Genomic DNA, 13,996 nt, shown 5'->3' on the forward strand with positions numbered 1-13,996 from the left:
TACGTCAAGAACATGATCACCGGAGCGGCCCAGATGGACGGTGCCATCCTGGTCGTGTCCGCAGCCGACGGCCCGATGCCGCAGACCCGGGAACACATCCTGCTGGCGCGGCAGGTGGGTGTGCCCTACATCGTCGTGTTCCTGAACAAGGCCGACATGGTGGACGATCCCGAGCTGCTCGAACTGGTGGAGATGGAGGTGCGTGAACTGCTCTCCAAGTACGATTTCCCGGGGGACGACATCCCGATCATCAAGGGCTCGGCGCTGAAGGCGCTGGAAGGCGATGGCAGCGAAATCGGCGTGCCGGCGGTGGAAGCGCTGGTGCAGGCGCTGGACGACTACATTCCCGAGCCCGAGCGGGCGATCGACCGGCCGTTCCTCATGCCGATCGAAGACGTGTTCTCGATATCCGGGCGCGGCACCGTGGTCACCGGGCGGGTCGAGCGCGGCATCATCAAGGTGGGAGAGGAAATCGAGATCGTCGGCATCCGTCCGACGGCCAAGACCACCTGCACCGGCGTGGAAATGTTCCGGAAGCTGCTGGATCAGGGACAGGCCGGCGACAACATCGGCGTGCTGTTGCGCGGCACCAAGCGGGAAGACGTCGAGCGCGGGCAGGTGCTGGCCAAGCCCGGCAGCATCACCCCGCACACGCACTTCGAAGCCGAGATCTACGTTCTGTCCAAGGAAGAAGGAGGGCGTCACACGCCGTTCTTCAACGGCTACCGGCCGCAGTTCTACTTTCGGACCACCGATGTCACCGGCGCGGTGACGCTGCCGGAAGGGGTCGAGATGGTCATGCCGGGTGACAACGTCAAGATCGAAGTGAAGCTGATCGCGCCGATTGCAATGGACGAAGGCTTGCGGTTTGCCGTGCGCGAGGGCGGTCGTACCGTCGGCGCAGGCGTTGTCTCCAAGATCATCGAGTGAGCTCATGGCTAAGCAGAGAATTCGTATCCGTTTGAAGGCATTCGATCACCGGCTCATCGACCAGTCGGCGTCGGAAATCGTCGAAACCGCAAAACGTACCGGCGCGCAGGTGCTGGGGCCGATCCCGCTGCCGACCAAGAAGGAACGGTTCACCGTGCTGGTGTCGCCGCACGTGAACAAGGATGCCCGTGATCAATACGAGCTTCGCACCCACAAGCGTCTGATGGACATCATCGAGCCAACGGACAAGACCGTGGATGCGCTCATGCGCCTGGATCTGGCTGCGGGTGTCGACGTTCAGATCAAGCTGAACTGATTGAAAGGTATTAGAGCACACGACTCGGGGAAGAGAGATGGCCATAGGTTTAGTCGGCCGCAAGTGCGGAATGACCCATATTTTTACGGACGCCGGTGCCGCCGTTCCGGTGACGGTGATCCATGTCGAGCCCAACCGGGTAGTTCAGGTGAAGACCCTGGAGTCAGACGGCTATCGCGCCATTCAGGTAACCACGGGCAGCAAGAAGCGCTCGCGTCTCACGAAAGCGGACGCGGGGCACTACTCGAAGGCCGGCGTAGAAGCGGGGCGAGGGCTGTGGGAGTTCCGCCTGGAGGATTCCGATCAGGACTATACGGTCGGTACCGAGCTCGGTGTCGGGGTGTTTGCGGAAGGTCAGTTCGTCGATGCCCGTGCGCGGAGCATCGGCAAAGGCTTCGCCGGTGTCGTGAAGCGGCATAACTTCCGGACGCAGGACGCGACCCATGGCAACTCGCTGTCCCACAGGGCGCCGGGATCCATCGGTCAAAACCAGACGCCCGGCCGCGTGTTCAAGGGTAAGAGAATGGCCGGCCACATGGGGGACAAAAACATCACGGTTCCCAATTTGCGGATCGTCGGCATCGATGCCGAGCGGTCCCTGCTCCTCGTGAAGGGAGCGGTGCCCGGTGCCAAGGGGGCGGACGTGATCGTCCGCCCGGCTGCGAAGAAATAGGTGGTTGGTCATGAGCCTCAGTATTCCAAAAATCGAAAACGGTGCCGCTGGCGACCTGGAGGTTTCCGATAAGGTATTCGGTCAGGGATTCAACGAATCCCTGGTGCACCAGCTCGTCGTCGGTTATCTCGCCGCAGCGCGTTCGGGAACGAAAGCCCAGAAGAGTCGGTCGGACGTGTCGGGCGGTGGTAAGAAGCCCTGGAAACAGAAGGGATCCGGTCACGCGCGGGCAGGAACCACGCGTAGCCCGCTATGGCGCACCGGCGGTGTGACGTTCGCGGCATCCAACCGGAACTACCGGCAGAAGTTGAACAAAAAGATGTACCGGGCAGCTGTCCGGTCCATATTTTCAGAGTTGCTGCGCCAGGGGCGCCTCGTCGTCTCGGATGGTATCGTTCCGACGTCTCCCAAGACCCGTGAGCTGGCAGCGAAGCTGAAGAGCTTCGGCGAGGGGTATACCGTCATTCTGGCTGAACAGCTCGATCTGAATCTGGCCCTGTCATCGCGCAATCTGCCGAACGTGAGTATCAATACCGCCGATACATTGAGTCCGGTCGACCTGGTGCACGCCGAGCGCGTTATCGCCACCAGCTCGGCGATTCGTAAGCTGGAGGTGAGGCTGTCATGAACCAGATCGAGTTGATGCGTACCCTGATCGCTCCCGTGGTCTCGGAAAAATCGACCGCTGGCGCGGAAAAAAACCGCCAGTTTGTGTTCCGGGTGAAGCCGGCTGCCAGCAAGCTGCAAATCAAAAGCGCGGTTGAACTCATGTTCGGTGTGAAGGTCGACTCCGTGCGTATACTCAACGTCAAGGGCAAATCCAAGCGGTTCGGGCGGTTCATGGGGCAGCGTTCGGACTGGAAGAAAGCTTACGTGAAGCTGAAGCCGGGCTTTGACATTGAGCTGGCGGTAAATTAATCCGATATTCGATTGCTTGAGTAAAGACAAGACCATGGCTCTGATTAAACAAAAACCCACTTCTGCGGGCGCACGCTTTGTCACGCGGGTGCGCAGCGAGGAACTGTACAAGGGCGAACCGTATGCGAAACTGCTCGAGAAGCAGACGCGTTCTTCGGGCCGCAATAATCAGGGCCGTGTGACAACCCGGCACAAAGGCGGTGGACACAAGCAGTTCTATCGTATCGTGGACTTCAAGCGGGACAAGCTCGACATACCGGCGCGGGTTGAGCGTATCGAGTACGATCCCAACCGTACCGCATACATCGCTCTCGTGCTGTATCGTGATGGGGAGCGTCGCTATATCGTCGCGCCGGCGGGTCTGAGCGCCGGCAGCGAAATCGTCGCCGGTGAGTTCGCCGCGATCAAGGTCGGTAACAGTCTGCCCCTGCGCAACATTCCCGTCGGCACCGTCGTGCATTGCGTCGAGGGCAAGCCTGGGAAGGGGGCCCAGTACGCGCGCAGTGCCGGCACGTCCATCCAGTTGGTCGCGAAGGAAGGCGAATATGCCACCCTGCGCATGCGTTCCGGTGAGATGCGCAAGGTGCTGGCCGATTGCAAAGCGACGATCGGCGAGGTCTCCAATAACGAACATAACCTGGTTTCGCTGGGGAAGGCGGGCGCATCGCGCTGGCGGGGGGTTCGCCCGACAGTCCGGGGTGTCGCCATGAACCCCGTGGATCATCCTCATGGAGGCGGTGAGGGACGGACATCCGGGGGCAGGCATCCCGTCTCGCCCTGGGGCATACCCACCAAGGGCTACAAGACCCGGAACAATAAACGAACCGATGGTCTGATCATCCGCAGACGCAAGACGCGATAACGAGTAAGAGGAATAGACCGTGCCACGTTCTATCAAGAAAGGTCCGTTTGTCGACCATCATTTGATGAAGAAGATCGACGAGGCGAACGCGACCGGCGCCAAAAAGCCCATCAAAACATGGTCGCGCCGATCCATGGTATTGCCTGAGATGATCGGGAAAACCATCGCTGTGCACAACGGGAAGCAGCACGTTCCCGTCCTGGTCAGCGATAACATGGTCGGCCACAAATTGGGGGAGTTCGCGCCGACGCGGACTTACAAAGGTCATCAGGCCGACAAGAAGAGCAAGTGAGGCGTGTAAGTCGATGGAAGCATTATCGAGGCATAGAACAGCGCGCATTTCTCCTCAAAAGTGCCGGCTGGTCGCCGACCAGATTCGGGGACTCAACGTTGCCGCCGCGTTGGACCTTTTGACGTTCAGCAATAAAAAGGCTGCCGGTTTGGTGAAGAAAGTCTTGCAGGCAGCCATCGCCAATGCGGAACACAACGAAGGAGCCGATGTGGATGAGCTGCGCGTCAAGACCGTGTTCGTTGATGAGGGCCCTGTTCTCAAGCGGATGAGCCCCCGGGCGAAGGGGCGCGCAAACCGGATACTCAAGCGCACTTCGCACATCACCGTGCTGGTGTCGGATAACTAGTATTTAGTAAAGGCATTTCCGTCATGGGGCAGAAAGTCAATCCTACTGGAATTCGTCTGGGATATATCAAAGATTGGTCGTCGCGCTGGTTCGCGGACAGCAAGTCGTATCCCGTATTTCTCAACAACGACCTCAAGGTTCGCGAGTTTCTGAAGCAGAAACTCAAGCATGCGTCGGTCAGCCGGATCCAGATCAATCGGTTGGCGAACAATGCCCAAATCACGATCCATACGGCGAGGCCCGGAATAGTCATCGGCAAGCGGGGTGAGGACATCGACGCGCTGCGCCGGGATGTGTCGCGCTTCATGGGTGTTCCCGTGCAGGTCAGCGTCGAAGAGATCCGCAAGCCCGAGCTGGATGCGCAGCTCGTAGCAGAAGGCGTGGCGCAGCAGCTTGAGAAGCGCATCATGTTCCGGCGTGCCATGAAGCGCGCGGTGCAGAACACGCTGCGTGTAGGGGCCGAGGGTATCAAGATCAGTGTCGCCGGCAGGCTCAACGGCGCCGAGATCGCGCGGACGGAATGGTATCGCGAGGGTCGGGTGCCGCTTCACACCTTTCGCGCGGACATCGATTACGGTTTCGCCGAAGCGGTAACGACGTATGGGGTCATCGGCGTTAAGGTGTGGATTTTCAAAGGCGAGGTGTTCGAGCCCGTGCACACGGAGCCGAAAACCCGCAGTGCGGTCGAAGCTTGATGGGGTCGTGCCATGTTGCAGCCAAAAAGAACGAAATATAGAAAACAGCACAAGGGGCGCAATACCGGCGTGGCCATCGCCGGAAGCAAGGTATCGTTCGGTGAGTATGGCCTCAAGGCGACGACTCGCGGTAGAATAACCGCCCGCCAAATCGAGGCGGCCCGTCGGACCATTTCTCGCCACGTGAAGCGCGGTGGGAAAATCTGGATTCGCGTATTCCCGGACAAGCCCGTCAGCAAGAAGCCGCTGGAAGTCCGCATGGGTAGCGGTAAAGGCAGCGTGGAGTTCTGGGTGGCAGAAATCAAGCCCGGTACCATGCTGTACGAACTCGAAGGTGTCAGCGAAGAACTGGCTCGTGAGGCGTTCCGGTTGGCAGCGGCGAAATTGCCGGTCCAGACCACCTTTTCCCTGCGTACGGTGATGTGATGAAGGCCAGCGAATTGAGAGCGAAACAGGTTGAAGAACTCAAGTCGACGTTGATGGACCTGCACCGGGAGGCGTTCAGCCTGAGGATGCAGAAGGCAACCGGACAGTTGAGCCACTTCCATCGGATCAGGGCGGTGCGGCGCGACATCGCGCGAGTGAATATGGTTCTGGCAGAAAAAGGCGGAAAGGTATGACGGCGAGCGAAGGGCGCGTGCGGAGCGTCACGGGGCGCGTGGTGTCGAACAAAATGGATCGGACCATCGTGGTTGCCATCGAGCGACAGGTTTCCCATCCGTTATATGGCAAGTATATCCGGCGCACGACGAAAGTACTGGCGCACGATGAAAATAACGAGTGCAGCATCGGCGATCTGGTGACACTGCATGCGTCCAGGCCCATTTCGAAGAAAAAGGCCTGGATTCTCGGTGCGATCGTAGAGCGGGCGGTATGAAGTCGTCCACCAGGGCCTTGAGCGAATATTTGGAGATTTGAACGATGATACAGATGCAGACCTGTCTGGATGTCGCGGACAACAGCGGCGCGCGGCAAGTCATGTGTATTAAGGTCCTTGGTGGGTCCAAGCGGCGGTACGCGAATGTCGGCGACATCATCAAGGTCAGTGTAAAGGACGCGATTCCCCGGGGACGCGTCAAAAAGGGTGAAGTCTATAACGCCGTGGTCGTTCGCACTCGCAAGGGTGTCCGGCGCGCCGACGGTTCTCTGATCCGGTTTGACAACAACGCGGCAGTCATTCTGAACAACCAGCATCAGCCCATTGGCACCCGCATTTTCGGGCCGGTTACGCGTGAACTTCGTTCGGAGAAGTTCATGAAGATTATCTCTCTGGCACCGGAAGTGCTTTGACGTACCCAAGTAAGAAGGTGTTGCCTCATGCGTAGGATCAAGAAAGGCGATCAGGTCATCGTCATCGCCGGGAAAGACAAAGGAAAGAAAGGCTTGGTACTTTCGGTGCTGAGCGGAGACAAGTTGGTGGTTGAGGGTGTCAATCTCGTCCGTAAACATCAGCGCCCGAACCCAATGAGAGGAGTGACGGGCGGCATCGTCGAGAAGGCCATGCCGATTCACAGTTCGAACGTGGCTCTGTTCAACGCCGCCATCAACAAGGGGGACCGCGTAGGGTTTCGGCTGCTGGCTGATGGCAGGAAAGTCCGTTTCTACCGGTCCACCAACGAACTGATTGACGCTTGAGAAGCGGATGTGTCATGGCTAGGTTAGAAAACCATTACAAAGAGAAAGTCGTACCGGAATTAATGGCGCGATTTGGTTACAAGTCCGTCATGGAAGTCCCGCGTCTGGTGAAGATCACCCTCAACATGGGGGTGGGCGAGGCGGTGGCGGACAAGAAGATCCTGCAGAATGCGGTCGAGAACATGCAAGCGATTGGAGGTCAGAAGCCGATCGTCACTCACGCCAGGAAATCGATCGCAGGTTTCAAGATCCGCGAGGGCATGCCGGTAGGCTGCAAAGTGACTCTGCGGCGCGCGCGGATGTATGAATTTCTGGATCGGCTCATCAGTGTCGCGATTCCCCGTATAAGGGATTTCCGGGGATTGAACCCAAAGGCGTTTGACGGCCGGGGCAATTATTCCATGGGGGTGAGGGAGCAAATTATTTTCCCGGAAATCGATTATGACAAGATCGATGCCATCCGGGGCATGGATATCACCATCACGTCGACAGCCAAGACCGACGCCGAAGCCAAAGCGTTGCTCGAAGCGTTCAAATTTCCTTTCCGGACCTGACAAGGGGCGGGGCATGGCAAAAAAATCAATGATCGCGCGCGAAGTGAAGCGCCAGAAACTGAACGGCCGCTACGAAAAGAAGAGGGCGGAGCTGAAGTCCCTCATCAAAGGCGTGGAAACTCCCGATGAGCAGCGGGAAGCGGCGATCGTCGCTTTGCAGAAGCTGCCACGCGACAGTGCCGCGACGCGGCAGCGCAACCGCTGCCAGCTGACCGGGCGGCCGCATGGCTTCTACCGCAAGTTCGGATTGGGGCGGAACAAGTTGCGCGAGTGCGTCATGCGCGGCGAAGTGCCGGGTGTGGTCAAGGCGAGCTGGTAAGGCCACGGCCGAAGTATCGGAGTTAACAGTCATGAGCATGTCAGATCCTTTGAGCGATCTCCTTACGCGGATACGCAATGGCCAGGCCGCCGGCAAGGCGGAGATCATCGTGCCGGCGTCCAAACTCAAGCGGGCCGTTTGCCAGGTTTTGAAGGAGGAGGGCTATATCGCCGGTTTCTCCGACGTGGCGGAACAGGGTAAGCACAACATCCGCGTCGAGCTTAAGTACCACAATGGGGCGCCGGTCATCGACAAGATCCAGCGGGTCAGCAAACCGGGATGTCGGCGCTATAGGGGGCGCGACGAGCTGCCGAAAGTCATGGGCGGGTTTGGCATCGCCATAGTGTCGACGTCCAAGGGCGTGATGTCGGACCGTAGGGCCAGATCGCTCGGTGAAGGCGGCGAAGTCCTTTGTATCGTTGAATGATGTTTGTATAGGCTGGCCGATATGTCTCGTGTAGCGAATAATCCAATCTCCATTCCGAAGGGTGTGGAAGTAACCATCGCCGACGGTATCGTGACCGCGAAAGGCAAGAACGGGCTGTTGTCACGCACCGTTCCCGCGGAGCTCGGAGTCGATCTGGAGGGGGGCACTCTATCCATCCGTTACAACAAAAACGATCAGCGGCAAAATGCCCTCGCCGGGACGACACGGGCGAACCTGGCCAACATGATCGTGGGTGTCAGCAACGGCTTCGAGCGGAAGCTCTCTCTGGTCGGCGTGGGGTATCGCGCGCAAGCCAAGGGAGACGTATTGAGCCTCAGTCTGGGATTCTCGCATCCGGTGGAATTCAAGGTGCCTGCGGGCGTTGTGGTCGAGACGCCTTCGCAGACCGACATCGTGGTCAAGGGCGCCGACCGGCAGGTGGTCGGTCAGGTAGCCGCCGACATTCGTGCGTTCCGGGCTCCGGAACCCTATAAGGGCAAGGGCGTCCGCTATGCGGACGAGGTCATCATCCGCAAGGAAGCGAAGAAGAAGTAAGGCAAAAGCAATGGATAAAAAACAAGCCCGCCTCAAAAGGGCAGCAAAAACACGGCACGTCATTCGCGCCATGGGGGCGAACCGACTGACCATCCATCGGACTCCCCGGCACATCTATGCGCAGGTCATCAGCCCTGATGGCGGAACGGTCCTCGCTGCCGCCTCGACGCTCGAGTCCGCCATCCGGGAAACGCTGCCGGTGACTGGAAACAAAGACGCCGCCATCGCAGTGGGTCGTCGCATCGCCGAAAAAGCGCTTGCGGTTGGCATCTCCAGCGTCGCTTTCGACCGGTCCGGATTCAAGTATCACGGACGGGTCAAGGCGCTGGCCGAAGCAGCGCGTGAAGCCGGCCTTCAGTTCTAGCGGGGAATATTAATGGCAAACGTGAATATTCAGGCAGGCGCGGGTGAGGGGCTGCAGGAAAAGCTGGTCGCCGTCCGGCGTGTCTCCAAGGTGGTCAAAGGCGGACGTCAGTTCGGATTCACCGCACTGACCGTCGTCGGGGACGGCAACGGGCGGGTAGGCTTCGGTCTCAGCAAGGCACGCGAGGTGCCGGTGGCGATCCAGAAATCGATGGAGCAGGCGCGCAAGAACATGCGCAAGGTCGCGCTCAATGGTCAGACGTTGCATCATCCGGTGACCGCAGCGGCAGGCGCGGCCAAGGTGCACATGCAACCGGCTTCGGAGGGTACCGGCATCATTGCCGGGGGGGCCATGCGCGCCGTGTTCGAAGTCGTCGGTGTGCATAACGTCCTCGCGAAGTGTATCGGCACCAACAACCCGATCAACGTCGTCCGTGCGACCATCAAAGGCTTGACTGCATTGCGAGACCCCAAATCCGTCGCCGCCAAGCGCGGGATGACCGTCGAGGAATTGTTGGGGTGATGACGATGACGGTTAAAACTTTGCGAGTAACCCAGGTACGCAGCGCCAACGGACGACTCGAGACACACAAAGCGTGTCTTCGTGGACTTGGATTGCGTAAACCTCATCACACTGTCGAAGTTCGGGGCACGCCGGAAATTTTGGGCATGATCTCCAAAGTCTCCTACCTGCTCAAGGTCGAGGAAATCTGACATGTTTTTGAACACTATCGGCGCGCGGGACGGCAGCCGTCCGGAAAAAAAGCGGGTAGGGCGAGGCATCGGCTCGACTCTAGGCAAGACCTGCGGTCGGGGACACAAAGGGCAGAAGGCCCGCGCAGGCGGGTTCCATAAAGTCGGTTTCGAAGGCGGTCAGATGCCGCTGCAACGCCGGTTGCCGAAGGTGGGCTTCCGAAGCGCGAAGAAGCGCTTCGTCGCCGAGGTCACGCTGACGCAGATCTCGAAAGTCGGGGGAGGCGTCATCGGGCTCGCGGAGTTGAAAGAGGCGGGGCTCGTTCCGACTGAGGCGAAGAGGGTCAAGATCATCGCCACGGGGAGTGTGGGCGGGGTGGTGACCGTCCGTGGTGTGGGTGTGACACGGGGCGCCCGCGCCGCGATCGAAGCCGCGGGCGGCAAAGTGGAAAGCTGATGAACGCTATCAATCCCCTGATGGCCGACCGCGGCGGCCGGTTCACCGAGCTTCGCCAGCGTCTGCTGTTCGTCGTTGGAGCGCTGATCGTGTTCAGGATCGGCGCGCATATCCCGATCCCCGGGGTGGACCCGAAGGCTTTGGCTGCCATGTTCAATCAACAGGGCAGCTCGATCCTCGACATGGTGAACATGTTTTCCGGCGGCGCGCTGAAACGGCTGAGCATTTTCGCGCTCGGGATCATGCCCTACATTTCGGCATCGATCATTTTACAGTTGATGACGATCGTCGTTCCGAAGCTCGAACAGTTGAAAAAGGAAGGCGAATCGGGGCGAAAGAAGATCAACCAATACACCCGTTACGCGACGGTGGTGTTGGCGTCTTTCCAGGCCACGGGCGTGGCGATGGCGCTGCAAAATCAGAGCGCAGGCGGGGCGCCCATCGTCGTGTCCCCTGGATTTCAGTTCGTTGCCCTCACTGCCATTTCGCTCGTCACCGGTACCATGTTTCTAATGTGGCTCGGCGAGCAGGTGACCGAAAGAGGGTTGGGGAATGGCATATCCATCATCATCTTCGCCGGCATCGTGGCCGGTTTGCCTTCGGCCGTCGGCGGAACTCTCGAGCTGGCACGCACGGGCGAATTGAGCGCGTTTAGTATCATCGGCATCGCCGCCATCGCGGTTGCTGTGACATGGCTCGTGGTATTCGTCGAAAAGGGGCAGCGGCGGATTACGATCAACTACGCCAAGCGTCAGGAAGGGCGACGTATGTATGCGGCCCAGAAGAGCTTCCTGCCCCTGAAGCTGAACATGTCCGGGGTTATCCCGCCGATTTTCGCGTCGTCGATCATCCTGTTCCCGGCAACCCTGGCCGGTTGGTTCGGTAATTCGGAAAGGCTGATATGGTTGCAGGACATAGCGAGCACGCTGTCGCCCGGACAGCCGCTTTACGTGCTCTGCTATGCGGCGGCAATCATGTTTTTCTGCTTTTTTTACGCTGCGTTGGTTTTTAATTCCAATGAGACTGCAGAGAATCTGAAGAAATCCGGTGCATTTATCCCTGGAATCAGGCCAGGTCAGCAGACCGCCCGGTATGTGGACACCGTCATGACGCGGCTGACGCTGATCGGGGGCATCTATATCACCGCGGTATGCTTGTTGCCGGAGTTTTTGATCGTATATTGGAACGTGCCATTCTACTTCGGCGGTACTTCGTTGTTGATCATCGTCGTCGTTGTCATGGATTTCATGGCGCAGATACAGACCTATGTGATCTCGCAGCAGTACGAAGGATTGTTGAAGAAAACCAATATTAACATCAGGTGATTTTCTTGAGGTCGCCGGAGAAACATCATGAAAGTTAGAGCATCAGTTAAGCGCATCTGCCGGAACTGTAAGGTCCTGAAGAGGAATGGTATCGTCCGGATCATTTGTAAGGATGCCCGCCACAAGCAGCGGCAGGGTTGATGGTTTCGCCGTTGCGGGAACGGTGGCGGCTGTGTATAATGGTCAGCTTTCGCTCAGCGGCTTAGAGTTGGAGTTCGTGTAAATGGCACGTATTGCTGGAGTCAACATCCCAGATCACAAGCATGTACTTATTTCATTGACCGCGATCTACGGCATCGGTCGTACGCGCGCCGGTCTGATCTGCAAGAATGCTGGGATCGAGACGGACAAAAAAGTCAGGGAGCTGAGCGATGAACAGGTTGAGCGGCTGCGTGGCGAGGTCGCGAAGTTCGTCGTCGAGGGCGATCTTCGACGCGAGGTTGCCATGAACATCAAGCGGCTTATGGATCTCGGTTCCTACCGCGGCATGAGGCACAGGCGCGGTTTGCCCGTGCGCGGGCAACGCACCCGCACCAACGCCCGCACCCGAAAGGGACCGCGTCGTCCGATCAAGAAATAGAGGTACGGTAGAACAATGGCCACGACAGGTCGCCCCGTAAAAAGAGTCAAAAGAGATATCTCGGACGGGATCGCGCATATCAGCGCGTCTTTCAACAACACCATAATCACCATCACCGATAGAAAGGGTAACGCGCTTTCGTGGGCCAGCGCCGGTGCTTCGGGCTTTCGCGGGTCGCGCAAGAGTACACCGTTCGCCGCTCAAGTGGCCGCCGAGAAGGCGGGTGCGGTGGCGAAGGAGTACGGAATCAAGAATCTGGACGTCCACGTTACCGGTCCAGGCCCTGGAAGGGAGTCTGCCGTGCGTTCTCTGAACGCTTTGGGCTTTAAGATTGTTAACGTAGTGGATACTACGCCGCTGCCCCATAACGGGTGTCGTCCCCCAAAGAAGCGGCGCGTTTGACGGGAGGTTTGTTATGGCTAGATATCTGGGCCCGAAATGCAAGTTGAGCCGCCGCGAGGGGACTGACCTGTTTCTCAAGTCGAGGGGCAAGTCCCTGGAATCGAAATGTAAGCTGGATCAGCCGCCCGGGCAGCACGGCCAGAAGCGGCCGCGGCTGAGTGATTACGCGGCCCAGCTTCGGGAGAAGCAGAAGCTGCGGCGGATTTACGGCATCATGGAGCGGCAGTTCCGCAATTATTATGCCGAGGCTTCCCGGCGGAAAGGCTCCACGGGCGAAAACCTGCTGGCACTGCTGGAATCGCGTCTCGACAACGTGGTCTATCGCATGGGGTTCGCCTCGACACGCGCCGAGGCGCGCCAACTCGTATCGCACAAAGCAATCAATCTGAACGGGCGGACGCTCAACATACCTTCATACCAGGTGCAAAGCGGGGACGTCATCGAGATTCGGGATAAGGCGAAATCTCAAGGCCGCGTCAAGGATGCGCTGCAGGTCACCGAGCAGTACGGCTTTCCGTCTTGGGTGGACGTCGACGTCAAGTCGATGAAAGGCATTTTCAAATCGGCGCCGGAAAGGAGTGAGCTGGGCTCGGACATCAACGAGCAACTGGTCGTTGAGCTGTATTCGAAATAGCGCGTGACGGGGTATACGTAATTATGCACAACTCGCTTGCCGAGCTGATCAAGCCGCGTACGGTGGAGGTGGTTCCCCACGGAAGCCATTCCGCACGTGTGGTCATCGAACCGCTAGAGCGGGGGTTCGGACACACCCTGGGCAACGCCTTGAGACGCGTGCTTCTTTCTGCCATTCCCGGTGCGGCGGTCACGGACGTCGTCATCGACGGCGTGCTGCACGAATATTCGACCATCGAGGGGGTTCAGGAGGATGTCATCGACGTGCTTCTGAATCTCAAGAATCTCGCCATCCGTTTGAACGGGCCACATGACGTTTATCTCAATATCGATAAGCACGGCCCCGGTCCGGTTCTGGCAGGCGACATTGAGGCTTCCCATGACGTCGAAGTGCTCAATCCGGAATTGCTGATCGCCCACATCAACGGGAACGGCCGGCTGCGCATGACCCTCCACGTCCAGAAGGGAAGAGGCTATCAGCCCGTCGCCAACCGTGCCATCGAGGGTGATTCGGCCATCGGCACCTTGCATTTGGATGCGAGTTTCAGCCCGATCAAAAAGGTGTCCTACGTCGTCGAGAGCGCGCGCGTCGAGCAGCGTACCGACCTGGACCGGCTGGTTATCGAGTTGCAGACCAACGGGACCGTGCAGCCGGAAGAGGCGGTCAAACACGCCGCCAACATTCTGAACCAGCACCTTGCTATCCTGGTCGACCTCAAGGGCGAGGATCTGCCGCTTTTCGGTGAGGATGGGCCCCAGTTCGATCCGTTGCTGCTCCATCCTGTAGACGATCTCGAACTCACGGTGCGTTCGGCGAATTGCCTGAAGGCCGAGAACATTTTCTATATCGGGGATCTTATCCAGCGCAGCGAGGCAGACTTGCTCAAGACTCCCAATTTGGGGAAAAAATCTCTTACCGAGATCAAGGACGTTTTGGCGACCAAAGGGTTGTCGCTCGGCATGCGTTTGGAGAATTGGCCGCCGGAAGGCCTTAAGAAGCTGAACCAATAGCCTTTTTAGG

At 58.6% G+C, this 13,996-nt stretch carries 28 protein-coding genes; all 28 read left to right on the forward strand.

The annotated features are described in order from the left end of the window. Positions 1-930 (forward strand): elongation factor Tu (tuf, locus tag H156_RS0102135; RefSeq protein WP_026597567.1); only part of this gene is annotated, 930 nt, incomplete at its 5' end. A 4-nt stretch (positions 931-934) separates the two neighbouring features. Beyond that, positions 935-1,246, forward strand: a complete 312-nt coding sequence (gene rpsJ, locus H156_RS0102140) for a 30S ribosomal protein S10 (protein WP_010961601.1) — start codon at positions 935-937, stop codon at positions 1,244-1,246. 37 nt (positions 1,247-1,283) lie between these two features. Next, on the forward strand, positions 1,284-1,919 hold the full coding sequence (rplC, locus tag H156_RS0102145; protein ID WP_017365439.1) for a 50S ribosomal protein L3: 636 nt from the start codon (positions 1,284-1,286) through the stop codon (positions 1,917-1,919). A gap of 10 nt (positions 1,920-1,929) precedes the next feature. Continuing rightward, the gene (gene rplD, locus H156_RS0102150; protein WP_010961599.1) at positions 1,930-2,547 is read left to right on the forward strand and encodes a 50S ribosomal protein L4; all 618 of its coding nucleotides are present in this window, start codon (positions 1,930-1,932) and stop codon (positions 2,545-2,547) included. After that, a complete protein-coding gene (gene rplW, locus H156_RS0102155) occupies positions 2,544-2,837 on the forward strand; it encodes a 50S ribosomal protein L23 (protein WP_010961598.1) in 294 nt (97 codons plus the stop codon). The genes rplD and rplW overlap by 4 nt, the downstream gene beginning before the upstream one ends. 34 nt (positions 2,838-2,871) lie before the next feature. Next, entirely contained in the window at positions 2,872-3,699 is an 828-nt protein-coding gene (gene rplB, locus H156_RS0102160; RefSeq protein WP_017365438.1) for a 50S ribosomal protein L2, read from the forward strand. 19 nt (positions 3,700-3,718) lie between these two features. Next, positions 3,719-3,991 carry a 30S ribosomal protein S19 gene (gene rpsS / locus H156_RS0102165; RefSeq protein WP_010961596.1) on the forward strand — a complete coding sequence of 91 codons (273 nt, stop codon included), beginning with the start codon at positions 3,719-3,721 and terminating at the stop codon, positions 3,989-3,991. 13 nt (positions 3,992-4,004) lie between these two features. Then, the gene (rplV, locus tag H156_RS0102170) at positions 4,005-4,337 is read left to right on the forward strand and encodes a 50S ribosomal protein L22 (protein ID WP_010961595.1); all 333 of its coding nucleotides are present in this window, start codon (positions 4,005-4,007) and stop codon (positions 4,335-4,337) included. A 23-nt stretch (positions 4,338-4,360) separates the two neighbouring features. Continuing rightward, positions 4,361-5,032 (forward strand): 30S ribosomal protein S3, encoded by a 672-nt coding sequence (rpsC, locus tag H156_RS0102175; protein WP_010961594.1) that lies wholly within the window; start codon positions 4,361-4,363, stop codon positions 5,030-5,032. Between the two features lie 12 nt (positions 5,033-5,044). Continuing rightward, complete coding sequence (gene rplP, locus H156_RS0102180; protein ID WP_010961593.1) at positions 5,045-5,458, forward strand: 50S ribosomal protein L16; 414 nt, start codon at positions 5,045-5,047, stop codon at positions 5,456-5,458. Further along, positions 5,458-5,652, forward strand: coding sequence for a 50S ribosomal protein L29 (rpmC, locus tag H156_RS0102185; protein WP_017365437.1), 195 nt, complete (start codon positions 5,458-5,460; stop codon positions 5,650-5,652). The genes rplP and rpmC overlap by 1 nt, the downstream gene beginning before the upstream one ends. Next, positions 5,649-5,909 (forward strand): 30S ribosomal protein S17, encoded by a 261-nt coding sequence (gene rpsQ, locus H156_RS0102190; protein ID WP_017365436.1) that lies wholly within the window; start codon positions 5,649-5,651, stop codon positions 5,907-5,909. Before rpmC ends, rpsQ begins: the two co-directional genes overlap by 4 nt. Before the next feature lie 44 nt (positions 5,910-5,953). Further along, positions 5,954-6,322, forward strand: coding sequence for a 50S ribosomal protein L14 (rplN, locus tag H156_RS0102195; RefSeq protein WP_010961590.1), 369 nt, complete (start codon positions 5,954-5,956; stop codon positions 6,320-6,322). A 27-nt stretch (positions 6,323-6,349) separates the two neighbouring features. Beyond that, the gene (rplX, locus tag H156_RS0102200) at positions 6,350-6,667 is read left to right on the forward strand and encodes a 50S ribosomal protein L24 (protein WP_010961589.1); all 318 of its coding nucleotides are present in this window, start codon (positions 6,350-6,352) and stop codon (positions 6,665-6,667) included. A 14-nt stretch (positions 6,668-6,681) separates the two neighbouring features. Then, complete coding sequence (rplE, locus tag H156_RS0102205) at positions 6,682-7,221, forward strand: 50S ribosomal protein L5 (RefSeq protein WP_010961588.1); 540 nt, start codon at positions 6,682-6,684, stop codon at positions 7,219-7,221. Between the two features lie 13 nt (positions 7,222-7,234). After that, a complete protein-coding gene (gene rpsN, locus H156_RS0102210; protein ID WP_010961587.1) occupies positions 7,235-7,540 on the forward strand; it encodes a 30S ribosomal protein S14 in 306 nt (101 codons plus the stop codon). Between the two features lie 31 nt (positions 7,541-7,571). Then, the gene (gene rpsH, locus H156_RS0102215) at positions 7,572-7,967 is read left to right on the forward strand and encodes a 30S ribosomal protein S8 (RefSeq protein ID WP_017365435.1); all 396 of its coding nucleotides are present in this window, start codon (positions 7,572-7,574) and stop codon (positions 7,965-7,967) included. Positions 7,968-7,988: 21 nt separating this feature from the next. Further along, positions 7,989-8,522 (forward strand): 50S ribosomal protein L6, encoded by a 534-nt coding sequence (gene rplF, locus H156_RS0102220; RefSeq protein WP_010961585.1) that lies wholly within the window; start codon positions 7,989-7,991, stop codon positions 8,520-8,522. 10 nt (positions 8,523-8,532) lie between these two features. Next, a complete protein-coding gene (gene rplR / locus H156_RS0102225) occupies positions 8,533-8,886 on the forward strand; it encodes a 50S ribosomal protein L18 (protein WP_017365434.1) in 354 nt (117 codons plus the stop codon). 12 nt (positions 8,887-8,898) lie between these two features. Continuing rightward, the gene (rpsE, locus tag H156_RS0102230; RefSeq protein ID WP_010961583.1) at positions 8,899-9,408 is read left to right on the forward strand and encodes a 30S ribosomal protein S5; all 510 of its coding nucleotides are present in this window, start codon (positions 8,899-8,901) and stop codon (positions 9,406-9,408) included. A gap of 5 nt (positions 9,409-9,413) precedes the next feature. Next, a complete protein-coding gene (gene rpmD / locus H156_RS15680; protein ID WP_010961582.1) occupies positions 9,414-9,599 on the forward strand; it encodes a 50S ribosomal protein L30 in 186 nt (61 codons plus the stop codon). Position 9,600: 1 nt separating this feature from the next. Continuing rightward, entirely contained in the window at positions 9,601-10,035 is a 435-nt protein-coding gene (gene rplO / locus H156_RS0102235; protein ID WP_010961581.1) for a 50S ribosomal protein L15, read from the forward strand. After that, complete coding sequence (secY, locus tag H156_RS0102240; RefSeq protein ID WP_017365432.1) at positions 10,035-11,360, forward strand: preprotein translocase subunit SecY; 1,326 nt, start codon at positions 10,035-10,037, stop codon at positions 11,358-11,360. Before rplO ends, secY begins: the two co-directional genes overlap by 1 nt. A gap of 27 nt (positions 11,361-11,387) precedes the next feature. Then, on the forward strand, positions 11,388-11,501 hold the full coding sequence (gene rpmJ / locus H156_RS16605; RefSeq protein ID WP_010961579.1) for a 50S ribosomal protein L36: 114 nt from the start codon (positions 11,388-11,390) through the stop codon (positions 11,499-11,501). A gap of 82 nt (positions 11,502-11,583) precedes the next feature. Then, on the forward strand, positions 11,584-11,940 hold the full coding sequence (gene rpsM, locus H156_RS0102250) for a 30S ribosomal protein S13 (protein WP_010961578.1): 357 nt from the start codon (positions 11,584-11,586) through the stop codon (positions 11,938-11,940). 15 nt (positions 11,941-11,955) lie between these two features. Beyond that, the gene (rpsK, locus tag H156_RS0102255; protein ID WP_010961577.1) at positions 11,956-12,342 is read left to right on the forward strand and encodes a 30S ribosomal protein S11; all 387 of its coding nucleotides are present in this window, start codon (positions 11,956-11,958) and stop codon (positions 12,340-12,342) included. 13 nt (positions 12,343-12,355) lie between these two features. Next, the gene (gene rpsD / locus H156_RS0102260) at positions 12,356-12,976 is read left to right on the forward strand and encodes a 30S ribosomal protein S4 (RefSeq protein ID WP_017365430.1); all 621 of its coding nucleotides are present in this window, start codon (positions 12,356-12,358) and stop codon (positions 12,974-12,976) included. 23 nt (positions 12,977-12,999) lie between these two features. Then, positions 13,000-13,986, forward strand: a complete 987-nt coding sequence (locus tag H156_RS0102265) for a DNA-directed RNA polymerase subunit alpha (RefSeq protein ID WP_017365429.1) — start codon at positions 13,000-13,002, stop codon at positions 13,984-13,986. Positions 13,987-13,996 lie beyond the last annotated feature (10 nt).

Source organism: Methylococcus capsulatus str. Texas = ATCC 19069, assembly GCF_000424685.1.
GTDB classification, from domain to species: domain Bacteria; phylum Pseudomonadota; class Gammaproteobacteria; order Methylococcales; family Methylococcaceae; genus Methylococcus; species Methylococcus capsulatus.